The sequence below is a fragment of the Allobosea sp. genome, assembly GCF_017308015.1.
Lineage (GTDB): Bacteria > Pseudomonadota > Alphaproteobacteria > Rhizobiales > Beijerinckiaceae > Allobosea.
This window is the reverse complement of the sequence record NZ_JAFKFW010000014.1, coordinates 159205-177344: the sequence shown is the minus strand read 5'-3', so window position 1 is coordinate 177344 and position 18140 is coordinate 159205. Positions and strand designations below refer to the sequence as shown.

18 protein-coding genes are annotated in these 18140 nt (G+C 65.9%); 11 read left to right on the top strand and 7 right to left on the bottom strand.

Translation table 11 applies throughout. The features are described from left to right. Positions 1-147, bottom strand: a 147-nt coding sequence (locus J0I42_RS13730) for a 30S ribosomal protein S6 (protein WP_291655532.1), incomplete at its 3' end; no start/stop codon positions are given. 337 nt (positions 148-484) lie between these two features. On the opposite strand from J0I42_RS13730, the gene fabD reads away from it, so the two are divergent. The 7 genes from fabD (at position 485) to gmk (ending at position 7243) form a co-directional block, all read left to right on the top strand. Beyond that, complete coding sequence (gene fabD / locus J0I42_RS13725) at positions 485-1429, top strand: ACP S-malonyltransferase (RefSeq protein ID WP_291655522.1); 945 nt, start codon at positions 485-487, stop codon at positions 1427-1429. Positions 1430-1484: 55 nt separating this feature from the next. Continuing rightward, positions 1485-2222, top strand: coding sequence for a 3-oxoacyl-[acyl-carrier-protein] reductase (gene fabG / locus J0I42_RS13720; RefSeq protein ID WP_291655521.1), 738 nt, complete (start codon positions 1485-1487; stop codon positions 2220-2222). Between the two features lie 264 nt (positions 2223-2486). Next, on the top strand, positions 2487-2723 hold the full coding sequence (locus J0I42_RS13715) for an acyl carrier protein (protein ID WP_061968116.1): 237 nt from the start codon (positions 2487-2489) through the stop codon (positions 2721-2723). Between the two features lie 54 nt (positions 2724-2777). After that, positions 2778-4049, top strand: coding sequence for a beta-ketoacyl-ACP synthase II (gene fabF / locus J0I42_RS13710; RefSeq protein ID WP_291655531.1), 1272 nt, complete (start codon positions 2778-2780; stop codon positions 4047-4049). Positions 4050-4257: 208 nt separating this feature from the next. Then, the gene (gene mltG / locus J0I42_RS13705) at positions 4258-5601 is read left to right on the top strand and encodes an endolytic transglycosylase MltG (RefSeq protein ID WP_291655518.1); all 1344 of its coding nucleotides are present in this window, start codon (positions 4258-4260) and stop codon (positions 5599-5601) included. A gap of 110 nt (positions 5602-5711) precedes the next feature. After that, positions 5712-6593 (top strand): YicC/YloC family endoribonuclease, encoded by an 882-nt coding sequence (locus tag J0I42_RS13700; protein ID WP_291655517.1) that lies wholly within the window; start codon positions 5712-5714, stop codon positions 6591-6593. Positions 6594-6598: 5 nt separating this feature from the next. Further along, positions 6599-7243: a guanylate kinase gene (gmk, locus tag J0I42_RS13695; protein WP_291655516.1), complete on the top strand. Its 645-nt coding sequence runs from the start codon at positions 6599-6601 to the stop codon at positions 7241-7243. Positions 7244-7351: 108 nt separating this feature from the next. Here gmk and rsmA read toward each other — a convergent pair whose 3' ends face one another. The 5 genes from rsmA to lptF form a co-directional block, all read right to left on the bottom strand. Continuing rightward, complete coding sequence (gene rsmA / locus J0I42_RS13690; protein WP_291655515.1) at positions 7352-8200, bottom strand: 16S rRNA (adenine(1518)-N(6)/adenine(1519)-N(6))-dimethyltransferase RsmA; 849 nt, start codon at positions 8198-8200, stop codon at positions 7352-7354. After that, on the bottom strand, positions 8197-9219 hold the full coding sequence (gene pdxA, locus J0I42_RS13685) for a 4-hydroxythreonine-4-phosphate dehydrogenase PdxA (protein ID WP_291655514.1): 1023 nt from the start codon (positions 9217-9219) through the stop codon (positions 8197-8199). Before pdxA ends, rsmA begins: the two co-directional genes overlap by 4 nt. Before the next feature lie 206 nt (positions 9220-9425). Beyond that, entirely contained in the window at positions 9426-11987 is a 2562-nt protein-coding gene (locus J0I42_RS13680; RefSeq protein WP_291655513.1) for an LPS-assembly protein LptD, read from the bottom strand. Positions 11988-12024: 37 nt separating this feature from the next. Beyond that, on the bottom strand, positions 12025-13116 hold the full coding sequence (gene lptG, locus J0I42_RS13675; RefSeq protein WP_291655512.1) for an LPS export ABC transporter permease LptG: 1092 nt from the start codon (positions 13114-13116) through the stop codon (positions 12025-12027). Further along, on the bottom strand, positions 13116-14309 hold the full coding sequence (lptF, locus tag J0I42_RS13670) for an LPS export ABC transporter permease LptF (protein ID WP_291655511.1): 1194 nt from the start codon (positions 14307-14309) through the stop codon (positions 13116-13118). The genes lptG and lptF overlap by 1 nt, the downstream gene beginning before the upstream one ends. A 154-nt stretch (positions 14310-14463) precedes the next feature. Between lptF and J0I42_RS13665 the strand changes: the two genes are divergently transcribed. Genes J0I42_RS13665 through J0I42_RS13655 form a run of 3 tightly spaced genes read left to right on the top strand, consistent with a single transcriptional unit; the run spans position 14464 to position 16866 of the window. After that, positions 14464-15957, top strand: coding sequence for a leucyl aminopeptidase (locus J0I42_RS13665; protein WP_291655510.1), 1494 nt, complete (start codon positions 14464-14466; stop codon positions 15955-15957). Between the two features lie 49 nt (positions 15958-16006). After that, positions 16007-16459 carry a DNA polymerase III subunit chi gene (locus tag J0I42_RS13660; protein ID WP_291655509.1) on the top strand — a complete coding sequence of 151 codons (453 nt, stop codon included), beginning with the start codon at positions 16007-16009 and terminating at the stop codon, positions 16457-16459. Next, on the top strand, positions 16456-16866 hold the full coding sequence (locus J0I42_RS13655; RefSeq protein ID WP_291655508.1) for a hypothetical protein: 411 nt from the start codon (positions 16456-16458) through the stop codon (positions 16864-16866). The genes J0I42_RS13660 and J0I42_RS13655 overlap by 4 nt, the downstream gene beginning before the upstream one ends. A 120-nt stretch (positions 16867-16986) precedes the next feature. On the opposite strand, the gene J0I42_RS13650 is transcribed toward J0I42_RS13655, so the two are convergent. Continuing rightward, positions 16987-17628 carry a class I SAM-dependent methyltransferase gene (locus J0I42_RS13650; protein WP_291655507.1) on the bottom strand — a complete coding sequence of 214 codons (642 nt, stop codon included), beginning with the start codon at positions 17626-17628 and terminating at the stop codon, positions 16987-16989. A 172-nt stretch (positions 17629-17800) separates the two neighbouring features. Here J0I42_RS13650 and J0I42_RS13645 point away from each other — a divergent pair, with 172 nt between their 5' ends. Continuing rightward, a complete protein-coding gene (locus J0I42_RS13645; RefSeq protein ID WP_291655506.1) occupies positions 17801-18139 on the top strand; it encodes a YciI family protein in 339 nt (112 codons plus the stop codon). Position 18140 lies beyond the last annotated feature (1 nt).

The window sequence follows — 18140 nt, the reverse complement described above, 5'->3', positions numbered from 1 at the left end:
GCCGAGGGACTTGACGCCCCAGTACTCGACCTTGCGGATGGCGCCGCCATTCGCTTCGATCACGCCCTTGAACTGCTCGACGAGGGCTTCGACCTGCTGCGCGCTGACATCCTGCCGCGCGAGCAGCACATGCTCGTACAATGCCATATCTGGCCTTCCTTGGTTTCACCCTGCTTCGCCCGGCGCGGAGCCCTCCGAGCCCTGGAAAAGGCCCGACAGGATTTCATCGAAGGCGGAGACACGGGATGACGGTTCGGGAAACGAGCCTGCGCCGGTCCTTTCGGACATGCGCCATCCGTTCAGCCTCCGGCCGAACAAGCAGAAGGCGGTCGTTACAGTGTCCGGCGCGCCATGGCAACCGGAATCTGATGTGGAAGACGGCCCATCCGGCCGAAAAGATGGGCGCTGTGCTTGACTTGGCAGTTAAACCGATGTGACAGCCGCGTCATAATACATAAGTAGTGAAGAACGAGGCGTTCCGCGCATGACCACAGCCTTCATCTTCCCGGGCCAGGGTTCGCAGGCCGTCGGCATGGGCAAGAGCCTTGCCGATAACTTCTCCGTCGCGAAGTCGGTGTTCGACGAGGTCGATGCGGCCCTGTCGCAGAAACTCTCCACCGTGATGTGGGACGGTCCTTCCGAGGAGCTGACCCTGACCGCCAACGCCCAGCCGGCGCTGATGGCCGTCAGCCTCGCGGTGGTGCGCGTGCTGGAGGCCGAGGCCGGACTCGATCTCAAGCGTGACGCCGCCTTCGTCGCCGGTCATTCGCTCGGCGAGTATTCGGCGCTGGCCGCCGCCGGTACCTTCTCGATCAGCGATGCCGCCCGCCTGCTGCGCATCCGCGGCGACGCCATGCAGAAGGCCGTGCCGGCCGGACAGGGCGCGATGGCCGCTCTGCTCGGGGCCGAGCTCGATCTCGCCCGCGAGATCGCTGTAGCGGCGGCCCAGGGCGAGGTCTGCGAAGCCGCCAACGACAATGGCGGGGGGCAGGTCGTGCTGTCCGGCGCCAAGGCGGCGATCGAACGCGCCATCGCGCTGGCAGGTGAGCGCGGCGTGAAGCGCGCCATGCTGCTGCCTGTTTCCGCGCCTTTCCATTGCGCCCTGATGCAACCGGCGGCCGACGCGATGCGTGATGCCCTCGCCCAGGTCTCGATGCGGGCGCCGGTCGTGCCGGTCGTCGCCAATGTCGGCGCCGCGCCGCTGAGCGATCCGGATGCGATTCGGGCCTCGCTCGTCGCTCAGGTCACCGGCACGGTGCGTTGGCGCGAATGCGTGCAGGCGATGGCTGCCGCGGGCGTCGGCGATTTCGTCGAGGCCGGCAGCGGCAAGGTGCTGGCTGGCCTCGTCAAGCGCATCGTCGCGGGCGTGACTCCGGTCTCGATCGGCACGGCTGAGGACATCGCGGCTTACAAGGGCCGTAACGCATAAGCGCAGAAACCCAGGATGGGCTGCAGCGGCAGGATGCCGAACAAGGGGAGCGAACATGTTTGATCTGACCGGCCGCAAGGCCCTGGTCACCGGTGCGACCGGCGGCCTCGGCGGAGCCATCGCCCGGACGCTGCATGCGCAGGGCGCCAGCGTCGCGATCTCCGGCACGCGCGCGGAAGCCCTGGAGGCGCTGGCTGCCGAGCTTGGCGAGCGCGTGGTGATCGCGCCCTGCAATCTCTCCGATAAGGATTCGGTCGAGGCGCTGGTACCGACGGCCGAGGAGAAGCTCGGCGGGCTCGACATTCTCGTCAACAATGCCGGTATCACCCGCGACAGCCTGTTCATGCGCCTCAAGGACGAGGACTGGGACAGCGTGCTCGCGGTCAATCTGACCGCGGCGTTCCGCTTGTCGCGCGCGGCCGTCAAATCGATGATGCGCCGGCGCTACGGCCGAATCGTCGCGATCGGCTCCGTCGTCGGCACGACCGGCAATCCCGGTCAGGGCAATTATGCCGCCGCCAAGGCCGGCCTGATCGGCATGTCCAAGGCGCTCGCCGCCGAGGTCGCGAGCCGCAACATCACGGTCAACGTGGTCGCGCCGGGCTTCATCGAGTCGCCGATGACGCAAGCTCTCAATGACAAGCAGCGCGAGGGCATTCTCTCGGGCGTGCCGATGGGGCGGCTCGGCCAGGGTACGGATGTGGCCGCGGCCGTGGCCTTTCTGGCCAGCACCGAGGCTGGCTACGTGACCGGGCAGACGCTGCACGTCAATGGCGGAATGGCAATGATCTAGGTGCGTTAGCGCCAGTTTCAGATCGGTTTTCATAAGTTTGCGTCACACTCGCCAGCCCTTGAGGGGTATGTTAACTAGCGCCGTCGCGCTGGCGCTGGGCGATCCGAGGGGACTTGACGAAACCTCGGTTGTTGCGTTTGTGCAGGCTTCGAGCTTTCCGGATCGCGGACATCATCAGATGGCGCGGCGGCTCGGAATGAGATCCCTCCACCGCGTCGCATCCCTGCGATGCGTTTTCAGTTTCTAAGTCTAAGGAAGAGACCCATGAGCGATGTTGCCGAGCGCGTGAAGAAGATCGTGGTCGAGCACCTCGGCGTTGAGGCCGACAAGGTCGTCGACGGCGCCAACTTCATCGAGGACCTGGGCGCGGACAGCCTCGACACCGTCGAGCTCGTGATGGCCTTCGAGGAAGAGTTCGGCGTCGAAATCCCGGACGATGCCGCGGAGACGATCGTGACCGTCGGCGACGCCGTCAAGTTCCTGTCGTCGAAGAGCGCCTGATCGGCCTTTCGGTCGGTCCACGCAGAAAGAGCCATGGCTTCTCGTAGTTATCCGATGCGGCGTGTCGTCGTGACCGGACTCGGCATGGTGACGCCGCTTGCCTGCGGCGTCGAGCCGACCTGGTCGCGGCTTCTGGCCGGTGCCAGCGGCGCCGGCCCCATCACCAGCTTCGACGCCAGCGACCTGCCGGCGCGGATCGCCTGCAACATCCCGCGGGGTGACGGCAGCGACGGGACGTTCAATCCCGACGACTGGATGGAGCCGAAGGAGCAGCGCAAGGTCGACGATTTCATCGTCTTCGCCATGGCTGCTGCCACGCAGGCGTTGCAGGACGCCGGCTGGAAGCCGGAAAGCTACGAGGACCAGATCCGGACCGGCGTCGCCATCGGCTCCGGCATCGGTGGGCTCGGCGGCATCTACGACGCCTCGCTCCTGCTCAAGGAGCGCGGCCCGCGCCGCCTCTCGCCGTTCTTCATTCCCGGCCGCCTGAGCAATCTGGCGGCGGGCTACGTCTCGATCGAGCACGGGCTGAAAGGCCCGAACCATGCCGTCGTGACCGCCTGCTCGACCGGTGCGCATGCCGTCGGCGACGCCGCCCGCATGATCGCGCTGGGCGATGCCGAGGTGATGGTGGCCGGTGGCGCCGAATCGGCGATCAACCGCATCGGCATCGCAGGCTTCTGCGCCTGCCGCGCGCTTTCCACCAGTTTCAATGACACGCCTGAAAAGGCCTCGCGCCCCTATGACAAGGACCGCGACGGCTTCGTGATGGGCGAGGGTGCCGGGGTGCTTGTGCTCGAGGAGCTCGAACACGCTCTGGCCCGCGGTGCACGTATCTACGCCGAAGTCGTCGGCTACGGAATGTCGGGCGACGCCTATCACATCACCTCGCCCTCCGAGGATGGCGACGGCGCCTATCGTTGCATGCAGGCCGCGCTCGATCGCGCCGGCATCACGGCTTCCGACCTCGACTACATCAATGCCCACGGCACCTCGACGCCGCTCGGCGACGAGATCGAGCTGCGCGCTGTCGAGCGCCTGCTGGCCAATGCGCCCAGGCGCCCGTCCATGTCTTCGACCAAGTCGGCGACCGGCCATCTGCTTGGCGCTGCCGGCGCGATCGAGGCGATCTTCACCGTGCTCGCGATTCGCGATCAGGTTGCGCCGCCGACGATCAATCTCGACAACCCTTCCGTCGAGACCGAGATCGATCTGGTGCCGCATGTCGCCCGCAAGCGCGAGATCGACTACGCGCTATCGAATTCGTTCGGCTTCGGCGGGACCAATGCCTCGCTGGTGATGCGGCGCTACCGACCCGAACAGTGAGCCGCCGCGACACAGCGCGGTTTCGCCATAATCTTGGGTAGAGTTCGCGGTAGCTGCGGCCGAATGCGTGATTCCGCGTTCACAGCCGCAAGGAAACCGGCTCTAATGCGACCGTCCGGCGTTGGTGCGGCTGCAAGCCCACTCCGGCAGGCGCGGTCCAGTTTTACCGCGCCGAGATCATCTACCCCGTGCTGCGAGCGTCTTGATCGTGAATGATACGCCCCGCGTCGCCCCGAAAAGTCCGAGCGAGGCCCTCAAGCCCGTAGCGCCGCCTGCGCCGCCGCCCAAGGTCCGTCGCCGCCGGCGCAGTCCTTTCCTGTCGATGCTCAGCGGGCTGTTCACGATCGCACTCGTCGGTGCGGGCGTGGTTGGAGCCGGCATCGCGATCGTCTCGAACCAGAGCAGGGCTCCGGGGCCTCTCGCCAGCGATCGCACCCTCATCATTCCGAAGGAAAGCGGGCTTACCGAGATCACCGAATTGCTGCAGCGGGAAGGCCTGATCGAGCACCCGCTCAGCTTCCGCGTCTCCGCGATCATGGGCGGCGACTGGCACAAGCTTCAGGCCGGAGAGTACCTGTTCAAGGCGCGTGTCAGCCCGCAGGAAATCCTCGGCATCATTTCCAGCGGAAAGGTGGTCGAGCATTCGATCACGGTTCCGGAGGGGTTGACGAGCGAACAGATCGTCGAGCGCTTGCGCAATAACGAGTTGCTGACCGGCGAGATCGCGCAGGTGCCGAAGGAGGGCTCGATCCTGCCCGATACCTATCGCTTCCCGCGTGGCTTCTCGCGCAAGGCCATCTTGGACCGCATGGCCCGGGACCAGAACGTGGTTCTGGAGCGGATCTGGGCCAGGAAGCCGGCCGACCTGCCGATCAAGACGCCGCAGGAACTCGTGATTCTCGCTTCGATCGTCGAGAAGGAGACCGGCCGCGCCGACGAACGCCCGCGCGTCGCCGGCGTCTTCATTAACCGCCTGAACCAGAAGATGCGGCTGCAATCCGATCCGACGATCGTCTATGGCCTGGTTGGCGGCAAGGGCACCCTTGGGCGGCCGATCCAGCGCAACGAGATCACGCAGGCGACGCCCTACAACACCTATGTCATCAGCGGCCTGCCGCCGGGACCGATCGCCAATCCGGGCCGCGCCGCCATGGAGGCGGTGGTCAACCATTCGCGGACCAAGGAACTCTATTTCGTCGCGGATGGCAGCGGCGGCCATGCCTTCGCCGAGACCCTGGAACAGCATAACCGCAATGTCGGGCGCTGGCGCCAGATCGAGACGACGCGTTCGCAGCAGCAGGGCGGCAAGCCTCCCGCCGACAGTGTCGACAAGGTCGAGCCGCCGGCCGGCCCCGACAACCGTACCGAGGCTCCCGCGACGACGCAGCCGGCAGCCGACAATGCCGGATCGGCCGTCGCTCAGCCGACCGGGACGGTCGCCGGAACACGGGCTCGCGCCTTCGATGCTTCGGAGGGGACGGTGCGGGATCCGCTGCTCAACAAGAGCTTCGACCTGAATTCGCCGAAGCAGGTGCCGCAGCTCAAGCCCTGAACTGCAGGCCCGCAAGGCGCGCCATCCCCATTTTCCCGCTGCGAGGCGCTTGCTGTCGCGGGGGCGCGCCACTACGGTCCCGCCGATCTTGAACGAAGGCGGCAGGGACAATGGCCATCGAGAGCATGACGGGGTTTGCCCGTGAAGCAGGGACGGCCGGCGCCCATGGTTGGGCCTGGGAAATCCGCAGCGTCAACGGGCGCGGGCTTGATCTGCGTGTCCGTGTCCCGCCCGGCTTCGAGGTTCTTGCCGAGGCGGCCCGCAAGAAGCTGGGCGCCGCCTTCTCGCGCGGAACGCTGCACGTCAATCTCGCGGTCACCAGTGATGCCGGTCCTCCGCGCCCGCGCGTCAACGAGGCCGTTCTGGCCGCCTTGCTCGAGGCTGTGGAGCGGCTCCCGCCGGCCGCCGGCATCAATCCGCCTTCCTATGACGGGCTGCTCGGGATTCGGGGGGTCGTCGACTATGCCGACGAGGCGCAGGATGTGCTGGGCGCAGTCGAGGCTCCGGCGCTTGCCGGCCTCGAAGCTGTCACCGCAGCTCTGAAGGAAGCACGTGCTGCCGAGGGCCGCGCGCTGGAAACCATAGTTCTCGGGCATCTCGAAACCATCGCCCGGCTCGCCGGTGAAGCGGAACAGCACCCCGCCCGCAGCAGTGAGGCGATCCGCGCCCGGATCGCGGCACAGGTCGAGGCGCTTCTGGGAGCGAGTAACGGTTTCGATCCGCAGCGCCTCCATCAGGAGGCGGCGCTGATTGCCGTGCGCGCCGATATCCGCGAGGAGATCGACCGCCTGCACGCCCATGTCGACGCTTTGCGCGAATTGCTGGCCAAGGGCGGGCCGATCGGCCGCAAGCTCGACTTCCTCTCGCAGGAATTCGGCCGCGAGGCTTCGACGCTCTGCGCCAAGGCCAATGATCCCGGCCTGTCGCGCATCGGGCTCGAGCTCCGCACGGTCGTCGACCAGATGCGCGAGCAGGTTCAGAACGTAGAGTGAGCCCGATGGCCGAGACCCTTCACCCGGCCCGCCGCGGCCTCATGCTGATCCTGTCCTCGCCCTCCGGCGCCGGCAAGACGACGCTCACCCGCAATCTCAAGAGCGAGAATAATCTCGACCTGTCGATCTCGGTCACGACCCGCACCAAGCGCCCCTCCGAGATCGAGGGCGTGCATTACCGTTTCATCGACCGCGCGGCCTTCGACACCATGCGCCAGCATAACGACCTGCTGGAATGGGCGGAGGTCCATGGCAACGGCTACGGCACGCCGCGCAAGGAGGTCGAGGCCTCGCTGGCGGCCGGGCGCGACGTGCTCTTCGACATCGACTGGCAGGGCACCCAGCAGATCGTGAAGAAGGCGCGGGCCGACGTGGTCACCATCTTCATTCTGCCGCCCTCGATGGCGGAGTTGCGCTCGCGCCTGATCCGCCGAGCCGAGGATGCCGAGGACGTGATCGTCAAGCGCCTCGCCAATGCCCGGGACGAGATCGCGCGCTGGAGCCAGTACGACTACGTCATCGTCAATCACGACCTTCAAACGGCCTACGAGCAGATCAAGGCGATCCTGACGGCCGAGCGCCTGAAGCGCAGCCGTGCCGTCGGCCTCAACGATTTCGTCGACCAGCTCCTGACCGAACAGCTGCCCTGATCAGCAGGGCGCTGCGACCCTTGTCATTCCGGGTTCGCTCCTGCGGCGCGCCCCGGAATGACAAGGGTGGTTGCGATCAGACGCGCTCCAGCAAGCGCTCACAATCCCCTAGCGCTGCGCGGCGAGCGCATTCGCCAGCCGCACGAAGCCCGGGACCGGGATCTCCTCGGCGCGCGCCGTCTCGGCGAGGCCGGCAGCGGCGATGATTGCCGACGGGTCCGGCAGCACAGCCTTCAGGCTCTGTCGCAGCATCTTGCGGCGCTGGCCGAAGGCTGCAAGCGTTATGCGCTCCAGCAGTCGCCGGTCGCAGGGCTCCGGCTGGGCACGCGGGATCAATTGCACGATCGACGAGGTGATCTTCGGCGGCGGCACGAAGGCGCTGCGCGGCACGTCGAACAGGATCCTGGTCTCGCAGCGCCAGTTCGACAGCACCGCAAGGCGGCCATAGTCGGCCCGCTCCTCGGGCGAGGCGACGATGCGCTCGGCCACTTCGCGCTGGAACATCAGCGTCAGCGAATCCCACCAGGAGGGCCAGGGTTCCAGGCTCAGCCAACCGACCAGCAGGGGCGTGCCGATATTATAGGGCAGGTTGGCGACGATCCGCGCCCGCCCGCCACCGAGATGGGGTGTCAGATCGACTGCGAGCGCATCGCCGTCGACGACCTCGAGCCGGCCCGGATAATGCGCCGCGATTTCGGCGAGCGCCGGCAGGCAGCGTCGGTCGCGCTCGATCGCGATGACGCGCCCGGCGCCATTGGCCAGCAGCGCCCGCGTCAACCCGCCGGGACCAGGGCCGATCTCGACCACCGTCTGGCCCTCCAGCGGCCCGGCAGAGCGCGCGATGCGGCTCGTCAGGTTGAGGTCGAACAGGAAATTCTGGCCGAGCGCCTTCTGCGCCATCAGGCCATGGCGCTCCACCACCTCGCGCAGCGGCGGCAGGTCGTCGATCTGGCTCATGAGGTAGGGTCCGTGGCGGCGCGCTCGGCCATGCGGGCCGCGAGCTTCAGGGCAGCGCAGAGGCTGTCCGGCCGAGCGACGCCCCGGCCCGCGATATCGAAGGCCGTGCCGTGGTCCGGCGAGGTCCGGATGAAGGGCAGGCCGAGCGTGACGTTCACCCCCTCGTCGAAGGCGATCGTCTTGATCGGGATCAGGGCCTGGTCGTGATACATCGCAAGCGCCGCGTCATAGCCGGCGCGAGCCCGCGCATGGAACATCGTGTCGGCGGGATAGGGGCCGCGGGCGTCGATGCCTTCTGCTCGCAACTGGGCGATGGCGGGCGCGACGATCGCCGCATCTTCATGGCCCATCGTGCCGTTCTCCCCGGCATGGGGGTTGAGCCCGCTGATCGCGAGCTTCGGCGCGGCGATGCCGAACCGGCTGCGCAGCTCCGCCGCGACGATCCGGCCGGTCTCGACGATCAACGCGGTGGTCAGCAGCTCCGGCACGCGTCGCAGCGGCTCGTGGATCGTGACCGGCACGACGGCGAGCTCCTCGCACCAGAGCATCATCACGGGACGTGGCTCGACGCCGTCCCGGGCTGCAAGATGCGCCAGATATTCGGTATGGCCGGGATGCTTGAAGCCGGCGCTGTAAAGCACTGATTTGGCGATTGGATTCGTTACGACGGCCGCGACATCACCGTGGCGGGCCGCCTCGACTGCCCGGTCGATGGAGGCGATCGTGCCGGCGGCCGTGGCCGCATCGGGCTTGCCCGGAACGACCCTGCCCGCATCAGGCGCGAGCGGGATGACGGGCAGCGCTTCGGCAAAGCTCGCGCGGACCTCGCCCCAGTCGCAGAGGCGCAGCGGAACGCTCCAGCCGAGCTGGCGGGCGATATCGGCGAGATGGCCGGGATCGGCGATACAGGCGAAAGGCGGAAGCGCGCGTTCGCGGCGCTCCAGCCAGGCGCGCAGCGTCAGCTCCGGTCCGATCCCGGCGGGATCTCCTTGTGTCAATGCGAGCGGCGTTGCCGGCAAGACGAACTCCGCGCCTCGAAGAGGAAGCTGGCCCGTCGCTGCGGGCCAGGGTGAAGACTGAGCATTTTCAGGCTAACCGGCCACCGGTTCGCGCGAAGGCACTGCGACAGACAGGAATGCAGGGCTTTTCCGCAATTGGGAGAATTACGGAAAAACCCGAGAGCGGCGGGGAGAAAGCTCCCAGCCTCACGGACCGCGGAATTGCTTCAGTTCGAGCCGACACCGTCACTCGAGCTCGAACCGAGATTCTGCGAGTAGCTGATCTCGCCGAGCGTACGCAGCTCGAGGCGGAACATGACCGTGCGCGTATCCTTCGTCGCCCCGGCCTGGCGATCAGCGTAGCTCTGCGAGTAGCTGATGTCGAAGATCGTGCACTCGTCCGTATAGTTGAGCCCGAACGAGGTCGAGGCCGTCTGGAACGGGCCGGTATTCGGATAGACCGGCACGGCGGCGACCGTCGGAGCGGCAAGATAGGACGCATAAGCGGTCCGGTACATCTCGCGGTCGTATTTGTACTTGTCCAGGTCGAACAGCACGCCTGCGCGCACGCGCCAGTTCTCGGCGACGCGCAGCGAGCCGTTGAGTGAAAGGCCTTCACGGCGGCGTTGAATGCCGAGATCGGGTTGCGGCTCGTAGCGCCCATAGCCGACCGAGGCGGTGATGACGCTGTTGGCATACGTCGCGGCGGCGTCGATCCGCTGGGCTTCGAAGGTCGTCGCGTTGAGGCGGGTCGCGCCGGTCAGGAAGAAGCCTTTGAAGGGCGACACCTGGGCACGCGCGACATAGTCGGAGCTGCGGGTCTCGAGGCCGGAGTTCAGGCCGGTATTGAGCAGGTCGCCGCTGGCGAAGGAATTGCGTCCGCCGAGCTGGAAGGACTGGCCCAGCAGCAGGTTGGCGAAGGCTTCCTTGCCGAAGCGCCCGGTATAGAGCGCCCCGACATTCGCGCGGGTACCGCCCTCCACGCGGTCGAAGCCGGAGAACTTTCCGCTCCACTCGAACAGGTTGTTGGCGTCGAAGACGAGACTCTGCGCGTCCTCGTTGGCGACGCGCAGGCTGTTGGTCTCGTTCGGGCGGGCGACGATCTGCGCGACCGGCTCGATGATATGGGTTCCCCAGTCCGTCTTGGCGACGAACGGATACCGATACATCAGCCCGATCGCAGGCATCACCCGGCCGAAGACCTCGTCCGAGGTGTCGGCGATGGTCGCGACGCGCGAGTTGATCGGCCCGGTGGTGTCGGGATTGACCGAGAAGATGTCGGCCCGCACCGAGGCGTAGGGCGTCCACATCTGGCCGATCGGGTCGATGAAGTTGCGCCGCCAGGAAACCTGGGCCGTCGCCCGGGAGACATTGCCCGCCAGGCCGCGCACGAGGCAGCGGTTCTTGTCGTAGACGGCGCAGCCGTCATAGAGCGAGTAGCTCGGCGTCGTGACCAGGTAGGTCTTCTGCTGCGGCAATTCGGCGAAAGCGGCGGTGTCGCGCGTCAGGCTCGTGATATTGGCGGTGAAGGAGAGCTCGCCGCCGAGGAAGGACGGTTTGTGGACGCGCTTGTCGTAGTCCAGAACCGGCAGCACGACGGGCTGCTGCTTCTGCCAGTCCTGGTAGTTCAGGGGCTGGAAGTAGTAGCCGCGCAGATCGAACCAGGCGCTCTCGCTCTGGCCGTTCAGATAGGCGGTCGAGATCGATTCCTGCAGATAGGTGGTGGTGCTGAGGCTCTCGTTGCGGATCCGGTAGTTCTTGTAGAACCAGCGATCCGTCGACATTGCGGCGTTCCAGCCGACCGTCCAGCGCGGATTGATGAAGAACTTGCCGTTCGTTTCCACCGAGCCGCGGAATTCCTTGTCGCGCGGGCCGAGCGGGCTCGGCAGAAAGGCATTCTTGTCCTGCTGGAAGATGCCCGAGGCCCGGATCGTGTAGGAGCCGTTCATCAGGCGGTGCCGCCATTCCGCCTGGCCCAGGAAGCCCTGGCGGCTGAAATAGCTTGGCGTGAACGTCAGGTCGTAATTGGGTGCCAGGTTGAGGAAATAGGGCAGGCCGACGCCGTAGCCGAGCGCCGAGGTATTGACGAATTTCGGCGACAGGAAGCCGGACTTGCGCTTCACCGTCGAATCCGGGCCCGACATATACGGGATATAGGCCATCGGAATGCCGGCGAACTCGACGCGCGCATCCTCGTAATAGATCGTCTGCTCGGACTTCTTGTGGATGATCCGTGCCGCGCGGACCTGCCAGAGCGGCGGCCGCTCGGGGTTGTCCTTGCAGGATTCGCAGGCCGTGTAGATGCCCTTCTCGAAGACGAAGGTCTCGCCGTCCGTGCGCTCGGCGCGTGGCGCCGAGAAACGGGTCTTGTCCGGGTTAACGACGCGTAGCGAGTCGATGAAGCCGTCGCGGAAGTCGTCGGTCAGGTTGAACTTGTCGCCGGTGATCACCGTGCCGTTTGCTTCGGTGATCCGGGCGTTGCCGATGGCTGTGACGCGCTTGTTGCCCTGGTCGTAGGTGACCCGATCGGCCTCGATCGTCCGGCCCTGGTACAGGATCTGAACGTCGCCGACGGCCGCGACCGTCTTCTTGTCGTTGTCGTAGACGAGTTCGCGCGCATCCACGACCATCCGGTCCTGCGGCTTGGTGGAAGCCGCGGCCGCAGGCTTGGGCTGCGCGCCGGCCACCCGATTCTGGGCATGGGCCGGCCCGGCCAGCAGATAGGCCAGACTGGAGGCGAGAGCCGTCGCCGCCGCAAAGCGTGCCAGCCGGTTCACTCCTGGTCCCATCGCGTAAACTCGAAATTAACCATAGGCACAGTACGTTTCACCCATCTTCCTGATGGAGGAGGGCGAGTGCTCCCAGCATTGCCCCCAATGCTGCAGGCAACCACGCCGCGACGATCGGATTGACGATTCCCGACGATCCGAGTTCCTCCGACAGTTGTGTCGCCACATAGAGCACGAAGCCGGCGGCGACGCCACCTATCACCAGTTTGGTCACACCACCAAATCTGAAAAATCTTAAAGAAACGGATGCTGCCACCAGCACCATGGCGATCAGCAGCAGCGGGCGCGCCATAAGCGATTGATAGCGCAGCTCATAGGGGGTGGTATCGAGCCCGGCGCGCTGTGTCCGGTCGATTACGCCCGGCATGGACCAGAAGCCCACCGCGTCGGGTGGGGTGAAGCTCTGGCGCATCTGTTCCGGCTCCAGCGTCGTGGCGAGCACGTAGCTCTTATAGCTCTGTGGCTCTTCCGTGGCGGAGGTGGAGCGCGCATCGGCGAGCTCCCAGTGCCCCGGACGCAGCAGGGCCTGCCGGGCATCGATTCGCTCCTTGAAGCTGCCGTTCGGATTGAAGATGAAGAAGGTGACCTGGGACAGGCCGTCCTCGTCGGGCAAGGCACCGGCGGCGCGGATGATCGCTTGGCCGTCGACGCTGCGCTGCCTCAGCCAGATTTCCTTGGAGAGGGCGGATTTGCCGCCGGAGCGGACGAACAGCCGCGTCTCCAGAGCCGTGGCCTTCCGCTTCAACTCGGCTGCGACCGGGTTGTAGATCATGATCGAGATCAGCCCGAGCACTCCTGCGACCGTCGCGGCGGGCTGCAGGAACTGCCAGGCCGAGATGCCGACCGAGCGGGCGACGACGAGCTCGAGCTTTCGGCTGAGCGTCAGCAGCGCGAACATGCCGCCGAAGAGCGCGGCGAAGGGGAAGATCTGCTCGGCCACGGCGGGGACCCGGAACAGGGCGAGCTGTACGATGCGCGGTGTCGTCGCGATCGGGGAATCCCCGGCGCGGCGCATCAATTCGACGAAATCGAGTGTCCCGATCAGGAAGAAGAACGTGCTGAACACCCCGAGGATGGCGCGGGTGAAACGCTTCGTCAGATAGCGGCCGAAAGTCGTGAACAGGAGCATCAGGCGCGCCGGAAACGGGCCGCGAGATTGACCAGCGGCGTTGTGAGAGGGGCAAGCAGGCGGGCCAGGACCGGTTGAATCCGTCCGCCGTAGAAGATGAAACCCGTGGCCATGACGATGGCCAGGATCGGCAGGATGTAGAGCAGCGCGGCGGCGAAGGGCGAGCGTACGCTCGCGGTCCAGGCGGCGTAGGCGGCGATGCGTGTGGCGCCGACGATCATGATCGCCGACTGGATCGCCAGAGCGCGCCCCTGACGGGTGGTGCGCGCCTCGCCGATGGCGGCAAACGCGATCAGCATGAAGGCGAGAGGGTAGAGAGGGGACGACAGCCGGTTGTGCAGTTCCGCCCGGAAGCGGCCTTCCTGAATCTTGTAATAGGCTTCGTTCGGATTTTGCCGGAGGAGCTGCCAGGTCGAGCGTTCGCGCGGCTTGTAGATCACCTTGTCGCCGTCGCCCTCGCCGGGGCCGCCGCTGGAATCGCCTGTGAGCGCCGACAGGTTCAGGGCATAACGCTCGAAGGAGATGATCGAGGTCGTACTGGTGTTCTTGGTTTCGCGCTGGATCGTGCCCTTTTCCAGCATCAGGAAGCTCTGGCCCTCGGCCTCGACTGTCCGGCCGCGCTCGGCGAGATAGATCGACGGCTGCGCCGGGTCGCGGCGATCCTGCATGAAGATGCCGACCAGCGCATCGCCCACCTTCTCGCGGTAATGGAAGGTCACGCCGGAATCGAGCGAGACGAACTGGCCTTCCTTGACCACGTTGGCGACGAAATCGGCGCGGATCAATGTGATCAGGTCGCGCAGCATGCGAAAGCTCGCCGGCATGACCGAGATCATCATCCAGGCGACGATGAGCGATGTCGCGAGCGTGAGCACGAGGAAGGGCCGCGTGATGCGCTGCGGCGCCACGCCGGCAGCGTTCATTACGATCAGCTCGGAATCGCCGTTGAGCCTGTTGAGCGTGTAGAGCGTCGACATGAACAGCGCGACCGGCGCGATGCCGGCGATCAGCGCCGGCAGCGAGAGCAGCGTCACGGTCAGGAAGATCAGGATCGTCTGACCCTTGCCGGTGATGAGATCGACCTCGCGGAGCGCCTGCGTGACCCAGATCACACCGGTCAGGCCGAGTAGAAGCACGATCGCTGCGACCGCCGCGATCTTCAGGATATAGCGATCGAGGCGGTTGAGAAGCACGCGTCGGTTCCGGAGCTGGAGAGAGTGAGCCCTCCGAGGTGGTTCGGCGGACACACCCTATGGTATAGGCGCGGCGAGGGCGCAAACGGGAATCGTTTGCTGCCTGCCTTCAACTGTTCTTTCCAAGCCATTTTCGCAAGATTGTGAGCGGATCATGTCGCAGCGCCTGAAGCTCGAGATCAAAGCCCTGGATGCCGTCGAGGGGCAGGACCTCGTGATCCTCGTTTCGGACCAACTGGCTCTGCCCGAAGCCGCGCGGGAATGGGCGGGCGAGGGGACGCAGGCATTGCTGACGCGGGCCGCCGCGGCGGATCGTTTCAAGGGCAAGGCGCTGGCCGGACTGACGCTGCCGTCCCCTGAGGGCTCGCCCTACGAGCGCCTGATCGTCGTCGGCGTCGGCCCCGAGGACGAGCGCGCCAAGCTGGATTTCGTCAAGCTGGGCGGTGCCATCGCCGGACGGCTCGGTGCCGGCCGCAGTGCGGAAGTCGTCCTCGCGATGCCGGAGGGCACGATCCAGGCGAGGCACGCCGCCGATATCGCGCTGGGCCTGAAGCTGCGTGCCTATGCCTTCGATCGCTACAAGACCAAGAGCAAGGATAAGGACGAGGCCGAGCCGTTCACGGTCACCTTGCGCATGGCTGAGCCGTCTGCGGCGAAAAAGGCCTTCAAGGCGGCCGATGCGGTCGCTGCCGGCGTGACGCAGGCGCGCGATCTCGTCAATGAGCCGCCGAACGTGCTCTATCCCGAGGAGTTCGCCGACCGTGCCGCCAAGCTCGAGAAGCTCGGCGTCGAGATCGAGATACTCGACGAGAAGGCGCTGAAGAAGATCGGCATGCGCGCGCTGCTCGGCGTCGGGCAGGGCTCGCGCCGCGAGAGCCGCGTCGTCATCATGCGCTGGAACGGTGCGAAGAAGGACGAGAAACCCGTCGCCTTCATCGGCAAGGGCGTCACCTTCGACACCGGCGGCATCTCGCTGAAGCCGGGCGCCGGCATGGAGGACATGAAGGGCGACATGGCCGGTGCGGCCTGCGTCGTCGGCCTGATGCAGGCATTGGCTGGCCGCAAGGCCAAGGTCAACGCCATCGGCGTCATCGGCCTCGTCGAAAACATGCCCGACGGCAATGCCCAGCGCCCGGGCGACATCGTCACCTCGCTCTCGGGCCAGACCATCGAGATCATCAATACCGATGCCGAGGGCCGGCTCGTGCTCGCAGATGTGCTCTGGTACACGCAGGAGCGTTTCGCGCCACGTTTCATGATCAACCTGGCGACGCTGACCGGCGCGATCATGGTGGCGCTCGGCCAGGAGAATGCCGGCCTGTTCAGCAATGACGACGAGCTCTCGCAGCGCCTGACTGCGGCCGGCATAGCCACGGGCGAGACGGTCTGGCGCATGCCGCTCGGCAAGGGTTACGACAAGCTGATCGACTCGAAATTCGCCGACATGAAGAACTCTGCCGGCCGCTATGGCGGCTCGATCACGGCGGCGCAATTCCTGCAGCGCCATGTCAACGACACGCCATGGGCCCATCTCGACATCGCGGGAACCGGAATGGCTGCCGCGAATTCGGAGATCAACCGCTCCTGGGGGCCGGGCTGGGGCGTACGCCTGCTCGACCGGCTGATCGCGGATCACTACGAAGACTGATTCGCTTTCTGCGGAAATGCCGGTAACCCGTTAGGAGAAAAGGGTTTCGATGGCCGAGATCCTGTTCTTCCATCTGCAGTCCCGTCCGCTCGAGCAGGTTCTGCCGACGATTCTCGACCGCGCGCTGTCGCGCGGCCAGAAGGTCGTCGTCCAGGTCGGTGGCCAGGAGCGCATGAGCGTGCTCGACGACCACCTCTGGACCTATGCGGACGAGAGCTTCCTGCCGCATGTCACGGCGCTGGAGGCGGATGCGGCGTTAAATCCGGTCGTCCTGACGACGCAGGCGCATAATCCGAACGCCGCTCAGGTCCGGATCTGTGCCGATGGGGTCCGCATTCCCGACGCAATGCAGGACTACGAGCGCGTCGTTCTGATATTCGACGGCGACGATCCCGAGGCGCTCGCCGCCGCTCGCGAGGATTGGAAGAAGGCCAGGGCCTCGGGCCATGCCGCCAGCTACTGGCAGCAGGACGAGGCCGGCCGTTGGGAGAAGAAAGCGTGAGACTGCCTGTTCTGTTGCTCTGCACCGCGGCCCTTGCCGGCTGCTCGGTCGATATGGGCGGTTTCGCCTTCCAGTCCGAAACGAGGGGTGGCGTCACCACGACGAAGACCGCCTCGGCCAGTGCCGGCATCTCGACGCAGGAGCCGGTGCTGACGCCCGAAGGCGAGTGCAGCGTCGGTGCCTCGCTCGATCCCTCGACCCGGCCGCTGCCGAAGGAGATTGCGCCCGGCATCACCGAATGCGAACTGGTGAAGCTGAAGGGCGCGCGCCCGACCGACGTGCTCGTCGGCGAGAGTGGCAAGGGTCAGCGTGAGGTCCAGGTACTCTATTCCGAGCCTGGCGGCCGCGAGATCTACATGTTCACCGACAACCGCCTGAGCCGGATTGTGAAGCCCGGGCAGGGATGAGCGGGAAAGGCCGCAAGCGCTTCTTGGAGTGAGATGTCCGCTTCGGATCTGTTCTGCACAATCCACCTCATCCAGACGTGTACCGGAATGGCCCGCCGCGCGATGCGGACGCCGCCTCGCTCAGCTCACGAGCCGGTCGTATCCGATGAACCGGAACAGGCTCCGCCCGGTTTCGAGCGGTCGAGGCGCCCCCGCGAAGCGGTGCACGCCGACACCCAGTTCCGTATCGTCCCCGGACAGCCAGCGTTGGTCGAAACCGAGCGCTTCGAAGCGCTCGCAGATCGATGGCACGCGGTCGGGCGTGCGGCGATGGCGGGTCCAGATCACATGTCCGCCTGTCGCGCATAGCTGCGGACAGGCGTCGATCGTGCGCTTGATGTCGTCATCGGAGATGTTGCCGAACAGGCCGCAGATCAGCACGAGATCCGCCGGTGCCATACTTCGGTACTGGTCGGTCAGCGAGGCATCGCCCGTCACGATCTCGACCTGATCGAGCATGTTGGCACGCGCGAATTCCGCGGCGACCGCCGTGTTCTGCTCGTCGAGCTCCACGAGGCGAGCCCGGACGTCGCCACGTTTTGGATGGCAAGCCAGGACCTCGAGCAGATCGCGTCCTTGTCCCGCGCACAGGCTGATGGCCCGAAAAGGTCCGGACCGGGTGTGGTCGAGCACGAACCGAATTTGATCCTGAACGGTTCGCAGCCGCCGCGCCATCCGCGAATCCCGGCTGTCGTACTTCTCGTGCCAGGCCCGCCAATCCATGGCCGGAAGCTCCGTGCTCACATGCGCAAGCGAGCTTATGGCGTCGCTGAGCGTCGAGATAGTGTTCTGTTTTCTCGCTCGGCCATCTGCCCGCTTCAGGTATAACCGCAATGAGAACCAAACCGGCAGCGATCCGCTTGTCTCCGCCAGATCCGCAACGCATCATCGCGACATGACGAAATACCTCATCTCCTTTCCGAGCGAGGCGATGGTGCTCACGGACGAGCAACTGGCCGCCGCCGGCGTCGATTCTCGTGCCGTGATCGAGGAGGCCAAGGCCGCCGGCGTCTATGTCTTCGCCGGCGGGGTCAACGAGCCGGTCGCCCCCGTGCTCGTCTCCGCGGATGGCTCGGTGTCCGGGCAGATTTATCGGGGCAGCCGCCTCAGTGGCGGCTTTACGGTGCTCGAACTGCCGACGCGCGAGGAGGCCGTGAAATGGGCCGCGAAGCTCGCACGAGCCTGCGGCTGCGCACAGGAACTGCGCGAATTCATGTACGATCCGGCGAGCTAGC

Bases quoted from the DNA above. Each gene is read 5' to 3' on its own strand.
- fabD (WP_291655522.1), top strand. From the start codon at position 485: ATGACCACAGCCTTCATCTTCCCGGGCCAGGGTTCGCAGGCCGTCGGC.
- fabG (WP_291655521.1), top strand. From the start codon at position 1,485: ATGTTTGATCTGACCGGCCGCAAGGCCCTGGTCACCGGTGCGACCGGC.
- J0I42_RS13715 (WP_061968116.1), top strand. From the start codon at position 2,487: ATGAGCGATGTTGCCGAGCGCGTGAAGAAGATCGTGGTCGAGCACCTC.
- fabF (WP_291655531.1), top strand. From the start codon at position 2,778: ATGCGGCGTGTCGTCGTGACCGGACTCGGCATGGTGACGCCGCTTGCC.
- J0I42_RS13700 (WP_291655517.1), top strand. From the start codon at position 5,712: ATGGCCATCGAGAGCATGACGGGGTTTGCCCGTGAAGCAGGGACGGCC.
- gmk (WP_291655516.1), top strand. From the start codon at position 6,599: ATGGCCGAGACCCTTCACCCGGCCCGCCGCGGCCTCATGCTGATCCTG.
- rsmA (WP_291655515.1), bottom strand. From the start codon at position 8,200: ATGAGCCAGATCGACGACCTGCCGCCGCTGCGCGAGGTGGTGGAGCGC.
- J0I42_RS13680 (WP_291655513.1), bottom strand. From the start codon at position 11,987: ATGGGACCAGGAGTGAACCGGCTGGCACGCTTTGCGGCGGCGACGGCT.
- lptG (WP_291655512.1), bottom strand. From the start codon at position 13,116: ATGCTCCTGTTCACGACTTTCGGCCGCTATCTGACGAAGCGTTTCACC.
- J0I42_RS13665 (WP_291655510.1), top strand. From the start codon at position 14,464: ATGTCGCAGCGCCTGAAGCTCGAGATCAAAGCCCTGGATGCCGTCGAG.
- J0I42_RS13660 (WP_291655509.1), top strand. From the start codon at position 16,007: ATGGCCGAGATCCTGTTCTTCCATCTGCAGTCCCGTCCGCTCGAGCAG.
- J0I42_RS13650 (WP_291655507.1), bottom strand. From the start codon at position 17,628: ATGGATTGGCGGGCCTGGCACGAGAAGTACGACAGCCGGGATTCGCGG.
- J0I42_RS13645 (WP_291655506.1), top strand. From the start codon at position 17,801: ATGACGAAATACCTCATCTCCTTTCCGAGCGAGGCGATGGTGCTCACG.